Here is a 16,744-nt window from a genome sequence, read left to right on the forward strand (position 1 = left end):
GTCCATGGCGCCTATCCATGCGCGCCGAACTCGTTGGCGAGGGCGGTGGTGATCCTGAGGCCAAGGGCATGGGACCGGGCGATGGGATCGATGTAGTCCTTGTGGATCTGGGCGTATCCGGTCGCGCGCGAATCGGGATAGTCGCTGGGTTCGGCCACCGAGAAGTCGCCGATCGAGGGGAAATGGACCGGGAAGGCGCGCCGCAATTGGGCCAGTCCCTCGTCCACGCGCAAGGTGAACACCATTTCCACCACATCGTCGCGGCTGATGTCGTTGGCGCGGCTGAAGGGCGGGACCATCACCGTGCGCAGGAACATGTGCTTGAACAGCGCGATCCTGAGCGAATGGAGGACGCCCAGGCTGCGGCGGGTGTGCTCGCGGTCGGCCAGCGGGGTTTCGTCCGGCAGCAGGTCCAGCAGCTTGTGCAGCTTCATCGCATCGACGCGCAGGCGCGAGGCAAGGCGGCGGAACACGCCGGCGCGGTCGTCCTTGGTGAGGTATTCCGCCAGCTTGAGGCAGGCTTCGGAGATGTGCTGCTCGTCACCGCGATAGGGCCGGCTGGCCCAGTACGCGGAATTGAACAGCTCGCCATAGGCCGCCACGGTCTTGATCGAGGCGAGCGCGTTGGCGGCGCGCACCAGCCGGATCAGCTGGCCCCCGCGCGCGCTGGCGCGCAGCATGTCGGCGATTTCCTCGCGGTTGCCGTCCGATGCGGTGCCGACCCCGGCGATCACGTTCACCGGATAGCCCAGCTGCTGGAGGATCGCGTTGTGCGGGATCGCGCGGATCTGGCGCAGGCTCATCGTGCGGTCGGCGGCAAGGTCCGACTGGCGCCGCGACTTGCGGCTGCCGGTGTCGTTGAGCAGGCCAAGGCCGAAAGCGGTGATCGCCCGGCTGTAGGTCGCGCTTTCGAGGTGGGCGTGCTGGATGCGGCGGATCGCGCGGTAGAAATCGAGGCTGAGGTCGGTCCGGCGATAGAATATGTCGGTCGGGGCCTTGGTGTCGGCGCCCCACAGCGGCTTTTCGGCCATGCGGGTAAGCGTCGCCAGCGCCAGCTCGTCGGAACCGAACCACAAGTAGCCGTCGCCGCCCTGGAAGCTGACTTCGGGTTCCAGCCGGATTCCCGCGCGCAGGAAGCGGCGGCGGGTCCAGGGCGAAAGCTGCCAGTCGAAGCGGTCGTCGATGCTGGAGGGATGGCACCCGCGGCCCATCGATTCGCCGCCGGTGTTGAAGATCAGCGCGGCGACGTCCACCAGCCCGTTGGCGGCCATGGTCTCGGCCAGGCGGCCCTGCAGGCGCTCGATCGCGAGGGCGGCCGGGATCTGGCCGACGAAGCGGCCGGCATCGGAAAAGCCGGTCTGGATCGAGACGCGGCCGCGCTTGTGCGCATAGTCGCGATAGGCGGGCTCGGAGAGCACGGCGTCGAGGAAGCGGCCGCCGTGCTCCAGGGCGCTCTCGGTCTCGAACAAGGGGGAAACGTCGACCTTGTCCTCGATCCCGAACATGCGCGCGAAGTAGAGCGCGGCGAGCATCGTGGTCGGCTCCTCGCACTCGGCGATGAGCATGCGGATCGGCGCATCGGCGTCGACATGGCCAAGGATCTGCGCCATCGCCAGGAACTGGCGCACGGCGGTGCTGTTCTCGATGGCGAGGGCCGCGAAGTTCGAGCGCAGCGGCTTCACTTCGGCCAGCAGCTCGCGCATCCGCACCAGCGCCGCCTGGCTGGCGAGGCTGAGCTTGCCTTCGGGGTCGATGCGGCGGCGGATCGCGTTCTGGAGCTGCGAGGAATTCACCCGGAAGTGGATCCAGCCCATGCCCAGGCCATCCGCGCGCATCGCGGCGGCGGTGACGAGCAGCCGGCGCGCCACGTCCTGGCCGCCGTGGCGGGCTTCTTCCTCAAGCTCGGCGATCACGCCCGAGAGGCTGACCAGCTTGTCCGGATGATCGGCGGTAAGCGCGTTGGCGGCGGCGGAAAGCGCCTCGGGCGCGGAGAGATCCTCGCCGAAGCGGGCCGCCATGTCGCTGGTATGGGCCGCCGCGCGTTCCAGCCTCGCGGCGATTTCGGGTTCGATATCCTCCAGGCTTTCGGCATAGCCGGCCAGGCGCCGGGCCTTTTCCAGCAGGCGGTAGCGGATCGAGGTGGACCAGCCGATATCGGTGCGCCCGTCCATGTCGTAGCCGACCCAGGTGGCGAAGCGTACCGGCATCGGGTGCAGGCTTTTCCACCGCTTGGGCCAGCGGGCGGCGGCGATGTCGAACAGGCGCGCGCAGATGCGGTCGCGCGCCTTGTGGCCGCGCGCGATCGCGGCCATGGCCTTCTCGTGCTCGTAATCGAGCGTGATCGCGTCGCGCCTGTGGGAGGCGGCGCAGACGGTGGTCTCGCTCAGGTCGCCGCTGGACGCGGCCTGCGTCACCGCCTCGCTCTGCGCCGATGTCAGCAGGAAGGTCGGGTGCGCGGTGAAGACGACGTGCGCGGCCGGGCGCTGCCAGCGCACCGCGAAGGCGGTGAAATCGTCCGCATCGGCTTCCGGACCGGCGGCGGCGTCGAGCCGGGCGTCGTTTTCCGCCGGGAGCACCGTCTCGATCATGCGGCCGAGCCGCGCGGCGCGGGCGCGCAGCCCCTCGCACTCCATTTCGGCGACCAGCGCCTCGATGTGGTCAAGGCTCATCTCGCCGTTCTCCAGCTTGCGCGAGAGTTCGAGACCGAGCTGGAAGACCGGGTTGTAGAGCGGCGTCTGCGCGGTCAGCTTGTGCAGTTCCTGCAGCCGGATCTCCAGGTCCGCGACGGTGGAGAGCGCCTGGCCGGTCATTGGCCCCGTCATCGCGCCCGTCATCGGGCCAGCCCGGCGGCGGCGCGCGCCATCGCCTCGATCCCGGCGACGTCCGGCTCGCCTTTGGGCACCATCCAGCTTCCGCCGACGCACAGCACCGCGTCGAGCGCCAGCCATTCGGGCGCGTTGTCGATGGTGACGCCGCCGGTGGGGCAGAACCTGGCGGCCGCCAGCGGCGCCGAGATCGCCCTGAGCGCGGGGGGGCCTCCCGCCGCCATGGCGGGAAAGAACTTGAGCCGGTCGAAGCCGAGTTCGAGCGCCAGCATCACGTCGCTGGCATTGGCGGTGCCGGGCAGGAACGGAATCCCCGCCTTGAGCGCCGCTTCGCCCAGCCTGGGCGTGAGGCCGGGCGAGACGATGAATTCGGCGCCGGCATCGATCGCGCGCGCGAGGTCGTCCGGGGTAAGCACCGTGCCCGCGCCCACCACGGCGCCGGGCACCTGCTTCATCGCCTTGATCGCCGCGATCGCGCATGGCGTGCGCAGCGTCACTTCCAGCGCGGGCAGGCCGCCCGCCACCAGGGCTTCGGCGATCGGCAGGGCATGTTCGATGTCCTCGACCACCAGCACCGGAATGACCGGCGCCAGAAGCATGACCTTTTCGACGGCGGCGGATGGGCTGGTCATTGCTGCGGATGCTCCCTTGCGAAGGCTACGGCCGCGCCGAACAGGCCCGGCTGCGGATGCGTGATGAGTTTGACGGGCATGGCCGCCATGATGTTGGAGAAACGGCCCTTGGCGCGGAACCGGTCGGCAAAGCCCGATTTCAGGATGGTCTCGCGGATGCGGTAGCCCAGCCCCCCGGCGACGACGACGCCGCAAGCGCCTTGCGCCAGGGCGTAGTCGCCGGCCACCGAGCCCAGCGAAAGGCAGAAGCGATCGACCGCGGCGGCGGCGAGGCTGTCTTCACCGCTGGTCCCGGCGGTCCAGATTTCCACGTCGCTGCGCTGGGCGAAAGTCCGGTGCTCCAGCGCGGCCAGGGTCTCGTAGATATCGACGATCGCCGGGCCGGAAACCACGCGTTCCACCGAGACGCGGTTGTGGCGCTTGCGGAGGCGGGCGAGAATCGCGTCGTCGATCTGGTCGAGCGGCGCGAAGTCGGTGTGTCCGCCCTCGGTCCCCTGGACATGATAGCTGCCTGGTTCCGTGATCGGCCGCCCGTCGCGCCAGAGGTGGGCGACGCCCAGGCCGGTGCCGGGGCCGATCACGCAGATCGTGCCGCTGGGCGGCAGCGGGATGCCGGGTGGGCCGGCCAGGTCGATGAATTCGTGCGGCTCGGCGCGGGCCACCGCATAGGCGACGGCCGCGAAGTCGTTGACGATGGTGTGGCGCCTCGCCCCCAGCTTCTCCTCGATCAGGGCCGGGCGGATGATCCAGGGATTGTTGGTGAAGCGAATCACTTCCCCGCCGACCGTCCCCGCGACCGACATCGCCACCGCCGGGGGCAGGGTGCCGCCGCTCCGGTCGCGAAAGGCCTCCCAGGCGGTCTGGAAGCTGGCATGGTCGGACGTGTGCAGCGTGGTCGGCTGATCCATCGCGATGGTGCCGTCCGCAGCCACGCGCGCCAGCGCAAAGCGCGCATGGGTGCCGCCGATGTCGACGGCGACGAGTTCAGTCATCGCCATCGCCTCGTCGGGATACGGGGGTCACGCGGAGGCGCGGGGACGCGGAGAAGAGATAAGGCACGCAGAGACGCAGAGGCGCAGAGGCGTCTTTCCGCGCCGCAGGCGCTTGCAGTTGGCATATTTGGCGCCAAACGCATCGTGGAGAAGGAAAGCGGCTTCGCCGCGATCGCGAAATCTCCGCGCCTCTGCGTCTCTGCGTGCATAAAACCTTCGATGCCCCTCCGCGTCTCCGCGTGAAAATGCGTCATCATAGCCCTGCGACCTCCAGCATGGCCGAGCCGCCCTGTTCGGCGCCGCCGGCGTTCAGGCGGAACATCGCGAACAGTTCGCGGCCCATGCCCATTTCGGCGGGCGGCGGCGGGACGGGCAGGCGGGCGGAGAGGTCCGCCGTGGTGGAAAGCGAACCTTCGCGGGCGCAGAGCTTGACCATGTCGCCATCGCGCAGCAGCGCGAGCGGCCCCCAGTTCCCGTCCTTGGCCAGCGCCTCCGGGGTGACGTGGATCGCGGCGGGGACCTTGCCGCTCGCCCCCGACATGCGGCCATCGGTGACGAGCGCGACCTTGTGGCCGCGGTCCTGCAGCACGCCCAGCGGCGGGGTGAGCTTGTGCAGTTCGGGCATGCCGTTGGCGCGCGGGCCCTGGAAGCGCACCACGACGACCACGTCCCGATCGAGTTCGCCGGCCTTGAACGCCTGCGTCACCGCTTCCTGCGTTTCGAACACGCGGCACGGCGCCTCGATGGTCCAGCGCTCCTCGTCGACGGCGCTGGTCTTGAACGTGCCGCGCCCTAGATTGCCCGAGACCAGGCGCATGCCGCCGTCGGGCTGGAACGGATCGGAGACGTGCCGCAGCATCGCCTCGTCGCCGCTCCGGGCCGGGGCGGGGGTCCAGGCCAGGGCATCGTCCATCAGCACCGGCTCGCAGGCATAGGCGCCCATCCCGCCTTCGGCGACGGTGAGCACGTCGGCATGGGCCAGGCCGCTGCCCAGCAGCTCGCGCACGATCCAGGCCATGCCGCCGGCGGCGTGGAAGTGGTTCACGTCGCCCGAACCGTTGGGATAGACGCGCGCGATCAGCGGGACCACGCCGGAAAGCGCATCGAAATCCTCCCAGTCGATCACGATCCCGGCCGCGCGCGCCATGGCGGGCAGGTGGATCGCATGGTTGGTCGAGCCGCCGGTCGCCAGCAAGCCGACCAGGGCATTGACGATCGCCTTCTCGTCCACGACTTCGGCCATCGGGCGATAGTCGTTGCCCTTCCTGGTCATCCCGGCGAGCCGGTGGACGGCGGCGCGGGTCAGCGCCTGGCGCAACGGCGTATTCGGCGGCACGAAGGCGGCGCCGGGAATGTGCAGGCCCATCATCTCCATCATCATCTGGTTGGAATTGGCGGTGCCATAGAAGGTGCAGGTGCCGGCCGAATGGTAGCTGGCGCTCTCGCTCGCCAGCAGTTCCTCGCGCCCGACCTTGCCTTCGGCGTAGAGCTGGCGCGTCTTTTGCTTTTCCTTGTTGGAAATGCCGCTGGGCATCGGGCCCGAGGGCACGAAGACGGCGGGCAAGTGGCCGAAGCGCAAGGCGCCGATGACCAGGCCGGGCACGATCTTGTCGCAGATGCCCAGCATCGCCATGCCGTCGAACATCGCGTGGCTGAGCGCGACGGCGGTGGAAAGGGCGATGGCATCGCGGCTGAACAGCGAAAGTTCCATGCCGTCGAAGCCTTGCGTCACGCCGTCGCACATCGCCGGCACGCCGCCCGCGACTTGCGCGGTGGCGCCGACCTCGCGGGCGAAGAGCTTCATCTGCTCGGGATAGCGCCCATAAGGCTGATGGGCGCTCAGCATGTCGTTGTAGGCGGTGACGATGCCAAGGTTCACGGTGCCGCCGGCGGCGATCGCCGGCTTGTCCTCGCCCGCGGCGGCGAAGCCGTGCGCGAGGTTCGAGCAGGACAGGAAGCCGCGATCGGAATGCCGGTCCCGCTCGCGCGCGACCAGGGCCAGATAGCGGGCGCGGCTTGGCCGCGACCGCTCGATGATGCGATTCGTGACATGCGCGACCACGGGGTTGAGGTTGCTCATGGGATTACTCCTGATGTCCTGTCCGGCCTGTGTTCGCCCTGTGCGCCTGTGTTCGCCTTGTGCGATCGTGCGCGTCGGGCCGCCGGTACCAATTCAAATCCTGCGCCGTGCGGCGGGCTCTTACTCGTGCCAGGTCACCCCGTCGCGCTCGGCGAGGGCGATGGCGGCCGAGGGGCCCCAGCTTCCGGCGGTATAAGTCCGGGGTTCGAGCTGCTGTTCCTCCCACCCGGCGCGGATCGCGTCGATCCAGTCCCACTGCGCCTCCACTTCGTCGCGGCGCACGAACAGGGTCTGGTCGCCTTCGATGAGGTCCAGCAGCAGGCGCTCGTAGGCGATGCGCCGCTGCGGGCCGGCGAAGGCATCGGGCATGGTGATCGCCAGCGGGATCGAACGCAGGCCGATGCCTTCGCGATCGAGGCCCGGGACCTTGGCCATCAGCGACAGGGTGATGTTCTCGCTCGGCTGGATGCCGATGACGAGCCGGTTGGGCACCATCTTGGCCCCGCGTCCGGTGAAGATCGAATGCGGCACGCTGCGGAACTGGACGACGATCTCGGTGGTGCGGCGCGGCAGGCGCTTGCCGGTGCGCAAGTAGAACGGCACGCCTTGCCAGCGCCAGTTGTCGATATGCGCCTTGATCGCGACGAATGTCTCGGTATCGGAATCCTTGCCCAGCTCGTCGTCGTAGCCGGGCACCGCCTGGCCGCCGATGGCGCCGGCGCGGTACTGGCCGGTCACCGTCTCGCCGACCCGCACCTTGCGCAGGGACCGCAGGACCTTCACCTTCTCGTCGCGCACGTTGGTGGCGTCATAGGACACCGGCGGCTCCATCGCCACCAGCGCCAGCAGCTGGAGCATATGGTTCTGCACCATGTCGCGCAGCGCCCCGGCATCGTCGTAGAAGGCGACGCGCCCTTCGAGGCCGACGGTCTCCGCCACGGTGATCTGCACATGGTCGATGTGGGCGGCGTTCCACAGCGGTTCGAACATCAGGTTGGCGAAGCGCAGCGCCAGCAGGTTCTGGACGGTTTCCTTGCCGAGATAATGATCGATCCGGTAGATGCGCGGTTCGGGGAAGGCCGTCGCCACGGCATCGTTGATAACCCTGCTCGAAGCAAGGTCGATGCCGAGCGGCTTTTCCAGGCCGATGCGCACGTTGCTGCCGGCAAGCCCGCTCTGCCCCAGCCCGTGGATGGTCGGCTCGAACAGGCTGGGCGCGGTCGACAGGAAGATCGACAGGCCTTCCTGGGGCGTTCCCACCTTGTCGGCGAGCGCCTGGAATCCTTCGATCCGGTTCGCATCGAGCGCCTGGTAGCTCAGCCGGTTGAGAAACGTGGCCATGCCGCCGCGCCGGTCGACGGGCAGGAACTGTTCGAGCGACTGGCGCGCGAGATTGCGGAATCCCTGATCGTCGAGTTCCGAACGCGCGGTGCCGATGATCTCGATCTTGGGATCGAGCAATCCCTCCACGTCCAGCGCGCACAGCGAGGGAAGCAGCATCCTGCGGGATAGATCGCCCGTGGCACCGAAGAGAAGAAGCCGATCGGAGATGAAATTCGTCACGTATACCCTTCCATCGGGATCAAGCTTCCTTGCGACCATGGTTGATGTCCTGGGCTTTCGCGCCCACGCAGGTGCAGCATAACGAGTGTGCTATGCGAACGCTAGCGCATAAGAGCATGACAAAAGAGCATGACGGGGCACGCCAGGTCGATGGCCAAGCCGCTCCATATCCGATCGGTCCCCGCGAAACGAGTGGGTCATGAATTCGGTTGCTCAAATGCCGTTGCCACGGGATTGTCCTTTCAGGCGGCTAGGCGATGGCGAGGGAGGCGGTTGACCGGCGCATGCAGAGAGGCAGTTCGCGTATGACGATGGAAGGCGTTCATCTTCTTGAGCAACTTCAGACCCCGGCGCTCATGGTGTCGCGCGGGCAGGTGCAGTTCGCCAACAGCGCGGCCAAGGGATTGCTGGGCGCCCATATCGTTGGCGAGGACGTGCGCATCGCGATTCGAGACCCCAAGGCGGTGGCCGCGATCCTGAGCGAAGACGGCGGCTCGGCGCGCGTGTCGGGCCTGTCCACCGGCGGCTCCGTCTGGGAAGTGGACTGCCGGACGATCGGGCCGAACGAGCGCCTGGTCAGCCTTTACGACCTTTCCGAGCGAGTCAGCGTGGCCAAGTCCCACGCCGATTTCGTGGCCAATGCCAGCCACGAACTGCGCACGCCGCTGGCCAACGTGATCGGCTACGTGGAGACCCTGATGAACCCCAAGGCCGGCGGCGACGAGGCGGTGCGCAACCGGTTCCTGGGCACGATCCGCCATGAGGCGCAGCGCATGCAGGCGCTGATTTCGGACCTGATGTCGCTGTCCCGGATCGAGGCGGTCAAGCATGAAGTGCCGTCGGACCGGGTGGACGTGGTCGCGCTCGCGCACGAAGTCGCCGGCGAGTTCCGCAGCGGAGCGCGGGTTTCGGTGACCGCGAACCGGGCAGATGCCGTGATCGCCGGGGATCGCGGCCAGCTTTCGCAAGTGCTGCGCAACCTTATCGACAACGCGCTCAAGTACGGCAGGGCGGGCGGACCGGTGGAGATCGCGGTGGAAGCGGCGCGCACCGGCTGGGTGCTGGTTACCGTGCGCGACGAGGGCGAGGGGATCTCGCCGGAGCATCTTCCGCGCATCACCGAGCGCTTCTACCGCGCCGATACCAGCCGCAGCCGCGCCGCCGGCGGCACCGGCCTGGGGCTGTCGATCGTCAAGCACATCGTGGAGCGTCATCGCGGCCGCTTCGACATCGAGAGCCGGCCGGGTTCCGGCACTACCGCATCCCTTATGCTCCCGCTCAAGGAAACTTAGTTCCTTGCCGCTATCGCCGATTGCCCGATCCCATCGTACAGTCCAATCGCACGGATTGTCATCGAACAGCAACATATCGGTCATACGCGCGTCAGCGGAATGTAATCAAAGGTTCATGGAGAAACCGAGAAGTGAGGAACAACCTTCGCGTTTCCGCGATCGCGCTGGCCGTATCCGCCGGCTGGACGCTCCCGACTCAGGCGAGCGCCGCCGATGCCGCTTCGGTCCAGCAAGAGCTTGCGGCGATGCGGGCGCAGATGCAGGCCATGGCACGGCGCATCGATTCCCTTGAAGCCGAGTTGGCCGCCGCCAACGCCAAGGCCGCCGCCGCCGATCAGAACGCCCAGGCTGCGGCCCAGGCCGCCACTGCCGCGCAGCAGGCCGCCGACAAGGCTTCACCGGTGCAGATCGCCTGGAAAGGCGCTCCCGAACTCAAGGGCGCAAATGGCTGGAGCTTCAAGCCGCGCGCCCGCATGCAACTGGATATCGACAGCGTCAACGGTCCGTCGGGCCTGTCGTCGAGCCAGCAGGCGCACCTGGGCACCAGCGTCGAGTTCCGCCGCATCTACCTGGGCTTCGATGGCACCATGCCGGGCGGCTTCGGTTACCGCGCCGAAATCAACGTTGCCGATTCGAACGTCGTCATCAACGACATGTACCTGACTTACAAAGCCGGCAAGGACATGACGCTGATCCTGGGCAACCAGAAGCCGAACTGGGGCCTGGAGGAAATGACATCCGACCTGTTCACCAGCTTCCAGGAACGTTCCGGCTTTTCGCAGGCTTTCGGGTTCGAGCGCCGGGTCGGCTTCAACATGCTGTACGACGGCAAGACCGTGGCGGCGCAGCTGGGCGTGTTCGCGGATGACCCCAATTCGCTGGGGAGCGACACGGACAAATCGTGGAGCGTCGACGGGCGCCTCGTCGCCATGCCGAAGCTGGGCGGGGGCACGCTGCATCTAGGCGGTTCGGCCCATTGGCGCGATCTCAACGCCTCGATCCCGACCGTCACCTACCAGACGCGTCCGCTGCTTCACGGCGCCGACTTGCGCTTCGTCAGCGCGGCGATAGCCGGCGCCACGCGGGAGCGCGGCCTGGGCCTTGAAGCCGCATATATCAAGGGCCGTTTCCACGCGACGGCGGAGCGTTTCTGGCAGACGGTGCGCCGCACCGGCTTCCAGGATCCCACGTTCGACGGCGGCTATGCCGAAGTCGGCTACCTGCTGACCGACGACCAGACCGCGTACAAGGGCGGCATGTATGACCGCATCAGGCCGAAGAACGGCTTCGACAAGGGCGGGATCGGCGCGATCCAGGTCAATGCCCGCTACGACTGGCTGGACCTGGCCGACGCCGGCATCGCCGGAGGCCGCCAGCAGACGGCCGGCATCTCGGCGCTGTGGGTCCCGATGGATTATGTGCGCTTCATCCTCGATTACGGCCACATCTGGGTGAAGGATTCGCCCGTGACCGCCAATGGCGACGGCAACTACGGCGCCGACGCCTTCGGCATGCGCGCGCAGCTGGATTTCTAGGGCGGGGAACCCGAAGCCCGCACCGCTCTTCGACAAGTTCAAGAGTGAGCGGACCTTGATTCGGATTTGGGGTCCCTTGCTCCAGACCAGGCATTCCCGCCGGAAAGCGCGCGGGCTGGGCCTCCCGTCGCGGCGTGTCGCCGGCAAATCGCTCAAGCCAAAGTTATTTCAGCAAATTCAGGGTCCGAGGCGCAATGTCACGTATTAGTCATAGAAGTGTCATTGTACCCCAATAGGGGCGTTCCAGAACTAGGCCCAAGGGGTAATCATCATGCGTTCGACCAAGACCATCATTGTTGCCGCGGCGTCCGCGCTCGCGCTGAGCGCCTGCGGCGGTTCGGGGGGCTCCACTTCCGGCGCCCGCGACCACGTGACCGCCGTCGGCTCCTCCACCGTCTACCCCTTCGCCACCGCCGTCGCGGAAGCCTATGCCAAGACCGGCCAGAAATCCCCGGTGATCGAATCGACCGGCACCGGCGCGGGCATGAAGCTGTTCTGCGCCGGCGTCGGCGCCGCGCATCCCGACATCGAGGACGCCTCGCGCCGGATGAAGAAGTCCGAGTACGAAGAGTGCCAGAAGAACGGCGTGACGGAGATCGTCGAAGTCCAGGTGGGCATCGACGGCATCGCCTTCGCCGAGGCGAAGAACGGCCCTGGCATGAAGCTGACCCCCGCCGATGTCTACAAGGCGCTTGCCGCCAACCCGTTCGGCAAGCCCAATACCGCCAAGACCTGGAAGGACGTCAATCCTTCGCTGCCCGACGAACCGATCCTCGTCTACGGCCCGCCTTCGACCTCGGGCACGCGCGATGCGCTCAAGGAACTGATTCTCGAGGCCGGCTGCAAGACCGACGAGGCGACCAAGGCGCTCAAGGACAGCGACAAGGACAAGTACGAGGCGATCTGCCACGACATTCGCGAGGACGGGCCCTATGTCGACGCGGGCGAGAACGACAACCTGATCGTCCAGAAGATTTCGCAGAACCCCAAGGCGCTCGGAATATTCGGCTATTCGTTCCTGGAGGAGAATCCGGACAGCCTGGTGGGCGTCCCGATGTCCGGCATCGTGCCGACTTACGAGACGATCTCGAACTTCTCGTATCCCGGCGCGCGGCCGCTCTACATCTACGTCAAGAAGCAGCACCTCGCGCCGATCAAGGGGCTGGAAGGCTACGTCAAGGAATGGGTCAAGTCGTGGGGCAGCGACGGCGTGCTCAAGGCCAAGGGCATGGTCATCGCGCCTGACGAGGTGCGCAAGAAGAATGCCGACATCGTCGCCAACATGACCCCGCTCGATCCCGGCGAACTGAAGTAAGACCCAGCGAGCTGAAGTAAGGAAAGTAACGGCCAGTCATGATTCTCACGGGAGTTCTCCTGGTCGTGCTCGGCCTGGGCCTGGTCGGCTGGTTCGCCGCGCGGGCCCGGGCCCGGCTGCTCTATGCCGGCCGGGGATCGATGCACTCGATGCCCGGCTACCATGGCTGGCACATGGCGCTGTGGGTCCTGGTTCCGGCGCTGCTGGCGTGGACGGCGTGGTCGGCGATCATGCCGGGGCTTGTCGAGGGAGTGGTCATGGCCGATCCCGCCGCCGCCGACCTGCCCGCCGACGAGATGCACCGCGCGGCCATCCTGGCCGAAGCGAGTACGCTGGCCGCCGATCCTTCCGCGACCGCCTTCGACCGGCAGTCGCAAGCGCTTGCCGAACCGATGCGGGCCGCACAGACACGCTTCGCCGCGATCGGCGCGCTGCTGGTGCTGATTATCGCGCTGGCCGGCGGTGGTTACGGCTTCACCCGCGTTCGCGCCGGATTCCCGGCCCGCACCCATGTGGAGCGCGCGATACTGGGCCTGCTGCTGGCGGCCTCGCTGATGGCGATCCTGACGACCTTCGGCATCGTCGCCTCGCTGCTGTTCGAGGCGGGGCTGTTCTTCAAGGACGTCTCGCCGATCGCTTTCCTGACCGGGACCCACTGGGCGCCGGGCAATGCCCGCGGCACGGATATCGACGGTGCCTTCGGTGCCGTCCCGCTGTTCTGGGGCACGATCTACATCGGCGCGATCATCGCCATGCTGGTCGCCATCCCGCTTGGCCTGATGAGCGCGATATACCTCACGCAGTACGCCTCCGGCGCGGTGCGCAAGTGGTTCAAGCCGATGCTGGAGATTCTCGCCGGCGTTCCCACCGTCGTCTACGGCTACTTCGCCGCGCTCACGGTGGCGCCGATCATCCGCGACTTCGCGGAAAGCATGGGCATGCCCAACCCATCCACCGAGAGCGCGCTTGCCGCCGGCCTCGTCATGGGCGTGATGATTATCCCGTTCGTCTCCTCGATGGCGGACGACGCGCTTGCCGCGGTTCCGCGCGCGATGAGCGACGGCTCGCTGGCGCTGGGCGCGACCAAGTCGGAAACGATCAAGAAAGTACTGCTGCCGGCCGCGCTGCCCGGCATCGTCGCCGGCGTGATGCTGGCGATCAGCCGCGCCATCGGCGAGACGATGATCGTCGTCATGGCCGCCGGCGCCTCCGCCCAGCTTTCGGCCAATCCGTTCGCCTCGATGACCACGGTCACCTATCAGATCGTCCAGATGCTGACCGGCGACCAGGAATTCAACAGTCCCAAGACGCTCTCCGCCTTCGCGCTGGGCCTGGTGCTGTTCGTGGTGACGCTCATTCTCAACATCATCGCCCTGCGCGTCGTGAAACGGTTCCGCGAAGCTTATGAGTAACCTCAACTGGAACTCGCCCGAGATCGTGAAACGGCTGGCGCGGCGCCACGCCGCGGAGCGCCGCTTCAAGCTGCTGGGACTGGGCGCGATCGCGCTTTCCCTCGGCTTCCTCGCGCTGCTGCTGGTCATGATGATGAGGAACGGCGTGGGCGGGCTCGACTGGCGGTTCCTGTCCGGCTCGGATTCGACCGATCCCAGCGTCGCGGGCATCTGGGGGGCGGCCAAGGGTTCGCTGCTGACGATGCTGGTGACGCTGCTGCTGTCGTTCCCGATGGGCGTGCTGGCGGCGATATATCTCGAGGAATTCGCGCCCCGCGCGCGCTGGATCGAATGGGTGGAAGTCTCGATCAACAACCTCGCGGCGGTGCCCTCGATCATCTTCGGCCTGCTGGGCCTTGCGGTTTTCATCAACACGCTGAACATGCCGCGTTCCTCGCCGCTGGTCGGCGGCCTGACGCTGGCGCTGATGACGATGCCGGTGATCGTCATTTCCGGCCGCAACGCGATCAAGGCGGTGCCGCCCTCGATCCGCAACGCCGCGCTGGCGGTGGGGGCGAGCAAGGTGCAGACGGTGTTCCACCATGTGCTGCCGCTGGCGCTGCCGGGCATCCTTACCGGCACCATCATCGGCATGGCCCGCGCGCTGGGAGAGACGGCGCCGCTGCTGATGATCGGCATGCGTGCTTTCGTCGTTACGCCGCCTTCGGGGATCACCGATCCCTCCAGCGTGCTGCCGATGCAGATATTCCTGTGGTCGGACGAGATCGACAAGGCCTTCGTCCGCAACACATCCGCCGCCATCATCGTCCTGCTGGTCTTCCTGCTGGCGATGAATGGCCTTGCGATTTACCTTCGAAACAAATTCGAAGTCCGCTGGTAGGGACATGACCGAAACCAAGCTCACAGCCCGCAACGTCGACGTCTGGTATGGCCCGAAAAAGGCGATAGACAACGTGTCGATCGATATCGACAACGGTCTCGTCACGGCTTTCATCGGCCCGTCCGGCTGCGGCAAGTCCACCTTCCTGCGCTCGCTCAACCGGATGAACGACACCATCGCCGGCGCCCGCGTGACCGGCGAGATACTGCTCGACGGAGAGGATATCTACGCGTCCTCGATGGACCCGGTCGCCCTGCGCGCGCGGGTGGGCATGGTGTTCCAGAAGCCGAACCCGTTCCCCAAGTCGATCTACGAGAACATCGCCTATGGTCCGCGCATCCATGGACTGGCCGCTTCCAAGGCGGACATGGAGGGTATCGTCGAAAGCGCGCTCAACAAGGCGGGCCTGTGGGACGAAGTCAGGGACCGCCTGGCCGATCCCGGCACCGCGCTCTCGGGCGGCCAGCAGCAGCGCCTGTGCATCGCCCGCGCCATCGCCGTCAGCCCGGAGGTCATCCTGATGGACGAGCCGTGCTCGGCGCTCGATCCGATCGCCACCGCCAGGATCGAGGAACTGATCGACGAGCTCAAGGAAAACTACGCGATCGTCATCGTCACGCATTCGATGCAGCAGGCGGCGCGCGTTTCGCAGCGCACCGCTTTTTTCCACCTTGGCAACCTTGTGGAGTATGGTGAGACCAGCACGATCTTCACCAATCCTCGCGAGGAAAAGACCAAGGACTACATCACCGGCCGCTACGGCTGAAGCCGTCGGTCCAAAGGGAATACGCCCCAAAGGGAACACGCCATGGTAGATCATACCGTCAAGGCCTTCGACTCCGAGATCGGCCAGCTTCGCGGGCTTGTCGCCGAAATGGGCGGGCTTGCCGAAGTCGCCATTCGCGACGCCATCACCGCGCTCGTCCAGCATGACGAGGATCTCGCCGGCCAGGTCGTCGCCGCCGATGCCCGGCTCGATGCGCTCGAGGCCGAGGTGGACCGGCTCGCGGTGCGCACGATCGCGCTGAGGGCGCCGATGGCCGACGATCTGCGCGACGTTATCGCCGCGCTCAAGATCTCGGGCGTCATCGAACGCATCGGCGACTATGCCAAGAACATCGCCAAGCGCGTGAACGCGCTCGAGGGGCGCAACAAGATCGAGCCGGTGACGCTTGTGCCCGCCATGGCCGAGATCGCCGAAAGCATGGTGCGCGACGTTCTCAACGCCTACGGCTCGCGCGATGCGACGCTGGCGGTGGAAGTGATCCGCCGCGATCAGAAGCTGGATCAGTTCTACAACACCTTGTTCCGCTCGCTGCTGACCCACATGATGGAGAACCCGGCGACGATCACCAGCGCCGCGCAGCTGCTGTTCATCGCCCGCAACCTGGAACGCATCGGCGATCATGCGACCAACGTCGCCGAAATGGTCTATTACGCCGCGACCGGGGAATATTGCACCGAACGCGATTCCCAGACCGACGACACCATGGGGATGATGACATGAACCCGTCGGTCCTCGTCGTCGAAGACGATATCGCGCTGTGCGAGCTGCTGACCTGGAATCTCAGCGCCGAGGGTTATGAGGTGCGCTCCACCGGCGACGGCGAGGAGGCGCTGCTGATGGTGCGCGAGCAGATGCCCGATGCGATCATCCTGGACTGGATGATCGAACAGGTCCCCGGCATCGAGGTCTGCCGCCAGTTGCGCAAGGACAAGGAAACTGCGCAGGTGCCGATCCTCATGCTGACCGCGCGCGGTGAGGAGGAGGACATGATCCGCGGCTTCAAGACCGGCGCCGACGATTATGTCACCAAGCCCTTCTCCCCGCGCGAACTGCTGGCCCGTATCGAGGCGCTGCTGCGCCGGGCGCGGCCCTCGCTTGCCGGCAACGTGCTGCAATGGGGCGACATCGAACTGGACGCGGCCTCGCACCGCGTGCGCCGGGGCGGCGAGGCGCTGCACCTTGGCCCCACCGAATTCCGCCTGCTGCGCTACTTCATGGAACGGCCCAACCGCGTCGTTTCGCGCCAGCAGATCCTGGATGGCGTCTGGGGCATGGATTCGGACATCGACGAACGCACGGTCGACGTTCACATTCGCCGTCTGCGCAAGGCGATCAACCGCCCCGGCGAAACCGACCCGATCCGCACCGTGCGCGCGGCGGGCTATGCCATGGACGTGACCGAGCCGGCTTGAGGCGGAGCGGCGATCCAGG

The 16,744-nt window shown here is 66.9% G+C and carries 13 protein-coding genes; 8 read left to right on the forward strand and 5 right to left on the reverse strand.

Annotation, left to right across the window (positions count from 1 at the left end):
* Window positions 1–11 precede the first annotated feature (11 nt).
* From BM052_RS11405 to zwf, 5 genes are all read right to left on the reverse strand, one after another.
* Complete coding sequence (locus BM052_RS11405) at window positions 12–2,810, reverse strand: phosphoenolpyruvate carboxylase (protein WP_091146900.1); 2,799 nt, start codon at window positions 2,808–2,810, stop codon at window positions 12–14.
* Between the two features lie 20 nt (window positions 2,811–2,830).
* On the reverse strand, window positions 2,831–3,457 hold the full coding sequence (eda, locus tag BM052_RS11410) for a bifunctional 4-hydroxy-2-oxoglutarate aldolase/2-dehydro-3-deoxy-phosphogluconate aldolase (RefSeq protein WP_091146802.1): 627 nt from the start codon (window positions 3,455–3,457) through the stop codon (window positions 2,831–2,833).
* The gene (locus tag BM052_RS11415; RefSeq protein WP_091146902.1) at window positions 3,454–4,449 is read right to left on the reverse strand and encodes a glucokinase; all 996 of its coding nucleotides are present in this window, start codon (window positions 4,447–4,449) and stop codon (window positions 3,454–3,456) included. The genes eda and BM052_RS11415 overlap by 4 nt, the downstream gene beginning before the upstream one ends.
* 253 nt (window positions 4,450–4,702) lie before the next feature.
* Window positions 4,703–6,529 carry a phosphogluconate dehydratase gene (edd, locus tag BM052_RS11420; RefSeq protein WP_091146804.1) on the reverse strand — a complete coding sequence of 609 codons (1,827 nt, stop codon included), beginning with the start codon at window positions 6,527–6,529 and terminating at the stop codon, window positions 4,703–4,705.
* 120 nt (window positions 6,530–6,649) lie between these two features.
* Complete coding sequence (zwf, locus tag BM052_RS11425) at window positions 6,650–8,092, reverse strand: glucose-6-phosphate dehydrogenase (RefSeq protein WP_091146904.1); 1,443 nt, start codon at window positions 8,090–8,092, stop codon at window positions 6,650–6,652.
* Window positions 8,093–8,397: 305 nt separating this feature from the next.
* Here zwf and BM052_RS11430 point away from each other — a divergent pair, with 305 nt between their 5' ends.
* From BM052_RS11430 to phoB, 8 genes are all read left to right on the forward strand, one after another.
* On the forward strand, window positions 8,398–9,384 hold the full coding sequence (locus BM052_RS11430) for a sensor histidine kinase (protein ID WP_091146806.1): 987 nt from the start codon (window positions 8,398–8,400) through the stop codon (window positions 9,382–9,384).
* Window positions 9,385–9,515: 131 nt separating this feature from the next.
* Complete coding sequence (locus tag BM052_RS11435; protein WP_091146808.1) at window positions 9,516–10,919, forward strand: OprO/OprP family phosphate-selective porin; 1,404 nt, start codon at window positions 9,516–9,518, stop codon at window positions 10,917–10,919.
* Between the two features lie 271 nt (window positions 10,920–11,190).
* On the forward strand, window positions 11,191–12,234 hold the full coding sequence (locus tag BM052_RS11440; RefSeq protein ID WP_091146810.1) for a substrate-binding domain-containing protein: 1,044 nt from the start codon (window positions 11,191–11,193) through the stop codon (window positions 12,232–12,234).
* A gap of 38 nt (window positions 12,235–12,272) precedes the next feature.
* Window positions 12,273–13,646: a phosphate ABC transporter permease subunit PstC gene (pstC, locus tag BM052_RS11445; protein WP_091146812.1), complete on the forward strand. Its 1,374-nt coding sequence runs from the start codon at window positions 12,273–12,275 to the stop codon at window positions 13,644–13,646.
* Window positions 13,639–14,526: a phosphate ABC transporter permease PstA gene (gene pstA, locus BM052_RS11450; protein ID WP_091146815.1), complete on the forward strand. Its 888-nt coding sequence runs from the start codon at window positions 13,639–13,641 to the stop codon at window positions 14,524–14,526. The genes pstC and pstA overlap by 8 nt, the downstream gene beginning before the upstream one ends.
* A 4-nt stretch (window positions 14,527–14,530) precedes the next feature.
* Window positions 14,531–15,292, forward strand: coding sequence for a phosphate ABC transporter ATP-binding protein PstB (pstB, locus tag BM052_RS11455; protein ID WP_218151544.1), 762 nt, complete (start codon window positions 14,531–14,533; stop codon window positions 15,290–15,292).
* Window positions 15,293–15,334: 42 nt separating this feature from the next.
* Window positions 15,335–16,033 carry a phosphate signaling complex protein PhoU gene (gene phoU / locus BM052_RS11460; RefSeq protein ID WP_091146820.1) on the forward strand — a complete coding sequence of 233 codons (699 nt, stop codon included), beginning with the start codon at window positions 15,335–15,337 and terminating at the stop codon, window positions 16,031–16,033.
* Window positions 16,030–16,725: a phosphate regulon transcriptional regulator PhoB gene (gene phoB / locus BM052_RS11465; RefSeq protein ID WP_091146822.1), complete on the forward strand. Its 696-nt coding sequence runs from the start codon at window positions 16,030–16,032 to the stop codon at window positions 16,723–16,725. Before phoU ends, phoB begins: the two co-directional genes overlap by 4 nt.
* Window positions 16,726–16,744: the final 19 nt, after the last annotated feature.

This window comes from Novosphingobium sp. CF614, assembly GCF_900113255.1.
Classification (GTDB): Bacteria; Pseudomonadota; Alphaproteobacteria; order Sphingomonadales; family Sphingomonadaceae; genus Novosphingobium.